Below are 5,811 nucleotides of genomic sequence, written 5' to 3'. Positions count from 1 at the left end.
TTTTGCCTCTAACGCGCGCTCGATCTTCGAGGATTCGATACCGGTCGCTCGATTCGATCTGAAGTCTTACCGACCCGCTATCGCCCTAGGGAAAAACTTGAGAAGATCGCGCGTTGGCAGGGGAAACGGGGTCACAAAGACGGTCTTATCGATTTGTCTGGGTACAAATTCGCCGTCAGATCGAGCGGAATTTGGAAAACACGTACCTAGCCACGCACCCCAATTTAAAGCACGGATCGTCGCTCCAACTCTCAACCCACCCTAAAACCCGATCCCGATTGAGTTCGATCCTAAATTCTGCGTAACCGCCACTTGCTGTTGAGAGTCTAGCAGTCCACTTCAGACAAGATGACGGGTAATTTTTTAGGGGGCAGTGTCCGAGTGGTTTCCCCGATCGCACGGGGTAGGCAAAGGGGTAGTACCCCGACTCATCAAAACCAATGTGGTGGACTAGTTCAAAATGGGTTGAATTGCTACTGATTCTAACCCAACTTGCTCTAATAAATCGTTCCACTCACTCCTAAGCGTCTCATCTCCAGGGCGATCGAGTTGAGCTTTGGCTAAAATCTCTAAGGTCTCGTACCAAAGCCCCGAGGCTCCATATTCCGTTGCCAGCTCCACGGGATCTGAGGTATTTTCGGTGGGAATAAAGGTTTCAACTCGCTTCACCCATCCCACGACGCTCAAGTTATCCGGGCGGAGAATGCCGTTGGGTTCGATGGGGGCCAATGCCCACAAATAGTTCTTGCCGACTTCGAGTTCGGGGCTATTTTCTGGTAGCGTTACCCCGACCGTGCCGCCTTCACCGGAAATATTTAGCATTGTATGGTACAAAGGATTCCCATCCTCGTCTTGAATGCTGAAAAAGACTTGTTTGGATGCTGTCGGTGGTATATAGACGTAAAATGTAGGACGGGCCAATCGGGTTTGTCCGTGTTGGGTGGGTGGTAACAATGCCGTTAGAGTCGGTAACTCATTACCGCGAGTCCCCCCCGCCACGCTGCTATCGGGGATCGAGTCGCCCGTATTCTCGAATTGAATGTTACCGCGAGTTCCCCCCGCCACGCTGCTATCGGGGATCGAGTCGCCCGTATTCTCGAATTGAACGTTACCGCGAGTTCCCCCCGCCACGCTGCTAACTGGAGCGTCATTTCCGGGGGCGGCGAACTGAACGTTACCGCGAGTCCCCCCTGCCACGCTGCTAACCGGAGCGTCATTTCCGGGGGCGGCGAACTGAACGCTACCTCGGACACCGCCGCCAATACTCGTTGGGGGAGCTGCCTCTCCTGGGGTTTGAAACTCTACGCTGACGGGCCAACCCTTTGGTAAGGTTGAATTGCGATCGAGGGTGGCACTTGCCCGAGCCGGAACGACAAATCCAGTACTCAGGAGAACAGCTCCCGCGAACGTCGCAGATATGGCAGCTAGAGAAATTGGGAAGTTTGACTGAGTCATCGTGGATAGAGCCTTTATGGGTCTCGATAGCGGCTTAGCTTGCCTGGATAAAAAGGAGAAGTTTGACGACGGTTGATGGCTTATCAATATTGTAGGCAAAAAGCAAGGACTGGCTTTGCGTAATTTCACAGAGTCCTTTTAAAGATTAATTAAAGATTTTCCTGGGGCTACAACCAATTTCCAACTAATACAAACGCAGACCAAAAATAGGGATGTTCGTGTAAGGGATCGCGCAACAAGGTCAGTTGTGCTTGGCGCAGTGCTTCAGCTTTCGTGACCGATCGATCGGAAGCGGTGAGCTGGTTGTAGAACTCGCGCATCAAATCGGAGGTAGCCACATCGCTAACGGACCACAGGCTCGCAAGGGTGCTGCGAGCGCCCGATCTCAGGGCAAATCCGGCCAGTCCCAGAGTGGCGCGATTATCCCCAGCGGCGGTTTGGCAGGCACTCATCACCAGCAGTTCGATGGGATCGGAAATCCCGAAGCGGCTGTTTTCAAAAATCCGATTGAAATCTTGAACTCCGATGCGATCGTTCCAGGTCAGAAGAAAAGTTTCCTCGGGGTTGGAGCTAAACTGACCGTGGGTAGCCATGTGGACGATGGGGAAAGATTGAGATGCGAGGATGGTTTCAAAGCGATCGCTGGTAAATTCTCCATCGAGTAAAATCTGGGTGGAATCCACCTCGGAGGCAATTTCTTGCATTTCGGCATTGACTCCGGGCAAGGGATTAAAGCCCTGACGAGCTTCTGTTAATCCCACGGCGAGTGCTTTGCGCCGCTCTTGCCCGAGTCCCTCGGGAAACAGTTGCAATCCCGGAGAGAGAGCAACACCGTACTTTTCCATCACGTACTGCCGACCGTCGTAGAGGACCGAAATGGGTAAATTGCGCAAGAACCCATCGGGAACGAACACCAGAGTCTTAATCCCATTGCGTTCGAAATCAGCTTCAGCCGGTCGAATCAGCCAATCGTAAACTTGTTCGGAGAGTCGCAAGCGCTCGTCTCGAGGATACACCGGGTACAGGGAGGAGTAGAGTTGCTGGAGAATCCCTTCAACCTCTGGTGCGGTGAGGGGAGTGGCATGGTGGGAGAACGTGCCGTCGGGCAGAGACCAAACTGTTTCGAGGCGATCGCTCAAAATTATCGGATAGATGACGGCTGCCTCGGGATCGATCGCGTCGATCCCGACGGGTTGAGTTTCCAGGCAAGAGTCCCCGAAAAAGTTATCGAGTTGGGCTAGTTGCAACGCTTCCATCACTTCCCGTGCTTGTTTGAGATCCTCTTGCGTTGCTCCCGGCCGTAACAGAAGGCTGGCCAATTCTCGATAGATCGGTTCGATACTTTCTTTAAACTCGAACTGCACGTCGGGGTTAATGGTGACTAAGTCGCCCCGCAAGGTTTGAAGGATATCAAACGCACTTTGATAAGCGGCTTTTGCCCCCGGAATGTTTCCCTGCTCTTTGAGAATTCCGCCGAGTTGACCCGCCGCGCGCGCGGTAATGTCGGCTGCCTCGATATTCTGAGAAATTTGTAGGGCTTGCTCGGTGAGGGTGCGGGCGATCTCAATTTGCCCGTTTCGAGCGTAAAGTTTACCTAAATAAGCCTGGGCGTAGGCTTCGGCACGGCGATCGCCCAGTTGCTGCGCCTCGGAGATCGCCCGCGCCAATGAGGAGGCGATTTCTTGAGGCTCGATCGCGATCGCGCCTGCGTTTTGCAAGTCGATGGAGCTGTTGGCAAAATTGACCCGAGCGTAGATGGCTCCACGGCCCGGTGCTAAATTCATCAATCGAGACTGGATATCCCCGGCTAAGGCGGGAATCTCCTCCCGCGAACACAGGGACTGGGAACTCTGACACAACTCGACCCAAATTCTCAATTGATTGAGTTGCGCTTGCACTTGTATCAGCGTTTCGGGGGAAAGGCTGATAGCTTGTTGATAATACCGAAGGGCGACATCGTACTGACGAAAATCTTTGGCAATGTTACCGATACTCAACAGGGTAGCACCGGTTTCTGCGGGAGCGTCGAGTCGATCGGAAATCGCCCAACTTTGTTCTAGAACTTGTTTGGAGTACACTGGATCGCCGATGGTTTGCAGGGCAATGCCCAAACTTCGCAAGCCGTTGGCTTTGAGGAGACTGTCCGGTTGAGATTGAAGGCGATCGTTGATTTGTTCGAGTAGCGATCGCGCCTGTCGATACTGCCCCAAAGCTTGTAGGGCTTGGGCTTGACCGAGTTGGCTGCCAAGGATGCCGGTTTCGTCGCTGGCGCGATCGTATGCGGCTTGGGCTTGTTTCCAGCTTTCTAATGCCTCTTCTGTTTGTCCGCTCGTCAGTTCCAACCGGCCTCGGGTATTTAAGGCTTGTGCCAAGAGCGCATCGTTGATGGGGTCGATTTTTGAGAGCGAACCGATCAGTTCGAGACTTGTTGCGATCGCATCGCGCGCTCTGGTCAATTCCCCGAGGTGCTGATAGGCCAGAGACAAGTGATTGAGGGCTTGAGCCTGCCATTCAATTTGCTGTCGCGCCCCGTAAGTTTGCGCCGCTTGCTCCCACGCGCTAGCCGCTTGGGCAAACTGTCCGTTTTGGTAGAAGTTTTTACCCTGTTGCAGGAGTTCCGGGGGATTTTGGGCTGGTTCGATGGATTCGCTGGCTTCTTCCCCATTCAACGCCACCAGGGGCAAATTTGGGCGAGCCGTTGCCGGAATTGCGATGTGGGTCGGCAATAGCACCACCATCAACCCCGAAACAACTAGAGCGAGTATTCTCCAACCCCTTGGCGGTCGAGCTTTCGGAGATTGCCACCATCGCCGGGGAGAGAAAAATGCCCGATGGCCGTCGCTCTGATGCCACTGGGTTGAGAATCCTCGACGTACCCAAGCGGCACGTTGCCCGAATGTTCGGTCGAACAATCTCCAAACGTTTCTCAGGTCGGGTCGGAATACTGGGTGGCTGTTTCGGTGCTTGGGTGACATAGCTCTCGGAACTGAGATAGGTAGCACTCCATTCTGGATTTGAGGAATGGAGAGTTGGCATCGTTTTTACCGATCGGGCTTCGGGAATATTCGCTCTTTTGGAGTTAGCTCGAGTTTGGACGATCGGTTGGCTGCACGCACGTGAATTTGGAGACCGTTCGATTTTCTTCTCTTTTCTCCCCCTGCTCGCGTCACTAGGACTTATATTTAACCGAACTCGAGCTAAGGGAGTAGATGCACCGACTCTCGGAGGAAAGTCTCTTTCAGATTATCGAACTTTTGAGATGCTGTCTTTCCATTTGTGGAAATTGAACGACCTATTGGAGAAATATTGAAGAAATCAGGATTTTGCGTCCCCTCTGGTTGTCGTTAATGGGTTTATAAATCCTGACAATCGGGTGTTGAAATCAGATCGCCGATTTGGGGTCGTCCGGCAACCAGCTCGACTTTCCCATCCTCGCGTACGATCCACCCCGTCGCTTCGACGATCGCCTTGGGAGGTTGCGTCGCCATACTTGGAGAGGATGGTACCGGGGTTAGATTCGATCGGGCTTCGGGTATCTCTGGAGCTACCGTTCGGACATCTTCCCATAGCGTTTGACCTCGGATCGTGGCGGTGGGGTCTTCGGGCAATCCTCCTCGTCCGGTGGAGACAAAAGAACTGCCACTTGCCGCCGCGCAACCGGTCACCACTCGATCGGTAGGATCGGTGGTGTTGCTGGCGAGTTCTACCAATCCGGCAGCCGCATCGATATCGGGGGTGAGAATCGTGACGGTGCCGCTAAATTCAGCCCCCAATTCCGAAGTGGCGGTAATATCGCTTTCGGGGGTGAGGCGATCTCGAAACTCGGTACCGAAGATGCCCTCTGCCACGATCGTCACCCGTCCTCCAAAACTGTGTTGGGCGTTGGCGGTGATATCGCTATTGTCCAGAGCCACTAAGGTGGTGGTATCGATATTGATGTTACCCCCCGTTGCCGTCCCGGTGGCATTGGTGGTAATCAGGCTTTGCTCTCGCAACTGTATATCGGAGGTATCGAGGAGAATGTTGGCTCGATCTCCTTCTACGGTTTCAGCCCCGAGGGTACCGCGTTCCAAGCGGATATCGGGAGCAACGATTTCCAGGTTGCCAGCCGCCCCGGCATTTTCGCTGGTGACGATGATTTCTCCGCCCTCTCGCACCGTCAATCGATCGGTCTTCAGGACGATCGTGCCTGCATTTCCCCTTCCCGGCGAGTTGGCAAACAAACCCGTGTTGACTCCAGACACCTCAATGGCGTTTTCGGCTTCGACGACAACATTACCGGCCGAGGCATTGCTTTCACTCAAGGCTTCCAATTGCGCGCCGTTGGTGACCGAGAGGAAAGGTGTGACGATCGAG

Annotated in this window: 3 protein-coding genes and 1 pseudogene; 1 reads left to right on the top strand and 3 read right to left on the bottom strand. The window is 53.8% G+C overall.

Features of this window, described 5'->3' with window-relative positions; all coding sequences use genetic code 11:
• On the top strand, positions 1–265 hold a 265-nt coding region (locus tag IQ235_RS16885; RefSeq protein WP_264322596.1), incomplete at its 5' end, for a hypothetical protein.
• A 185-nt stretch (positions 266–450) separates the two neighbouring features.
• Here the strand turns inward: IQ235_RS16885 and IQ235_RS16880 are convergent.
• The 3 genes and pseudogenes from IQ235_RS16880 to IQ235_RS16870 all read right to left on the bottom strand — a co-directional run.
• Positions 451–1,455: a DUF928 domain-containing protein gene (locus tag IQ235_RS16880; RefSeq protein WP_264322595.1), complete on the bottom strand. Its 1,005-nt coding sequence runs from the start codon at positions 1,453–1,455 to the stop codon at positions 451–453.
• 167 nt (positions 1,456–1,622) lie between these two features.
• Positions 1,623–4,430 carry a CHAT domain-containing protein gene (locus tag IQ235_RS16875; protein WP_264322594.1) on the bottom strand — a complete coding sequence of 936 codons (2,808 nt, stop codon included), beginning with the start codon at positions 4,428–4,430 and terminating at the stop codon, positions 1,623–1,625.
• Positions 4,431–4,808: 378 nt separating this feature from the next.
• A pseudogene (locus IQ235_RS16870) lies at positions 4,809–5,811 on the bottom strand (S-layer family protein); the annotation flags it as partial.

Origin of the sequence: Zarconia navalis LEGE 11467, from assembly GCF_015207075.1 — a bacterium.
GTDB classification, from domain to species: domain Bacteria; phylum Cyanobacteriota; class Cyanobacteriia; order Cyanobacteriales; family Geitlerinemataceae; genus Zarconia; species Zarconia navalis.
Note: the sequence above shows the minus strand (reverse complement) of the source record. Positions and strands in the feature narration are given on the sequence as shown.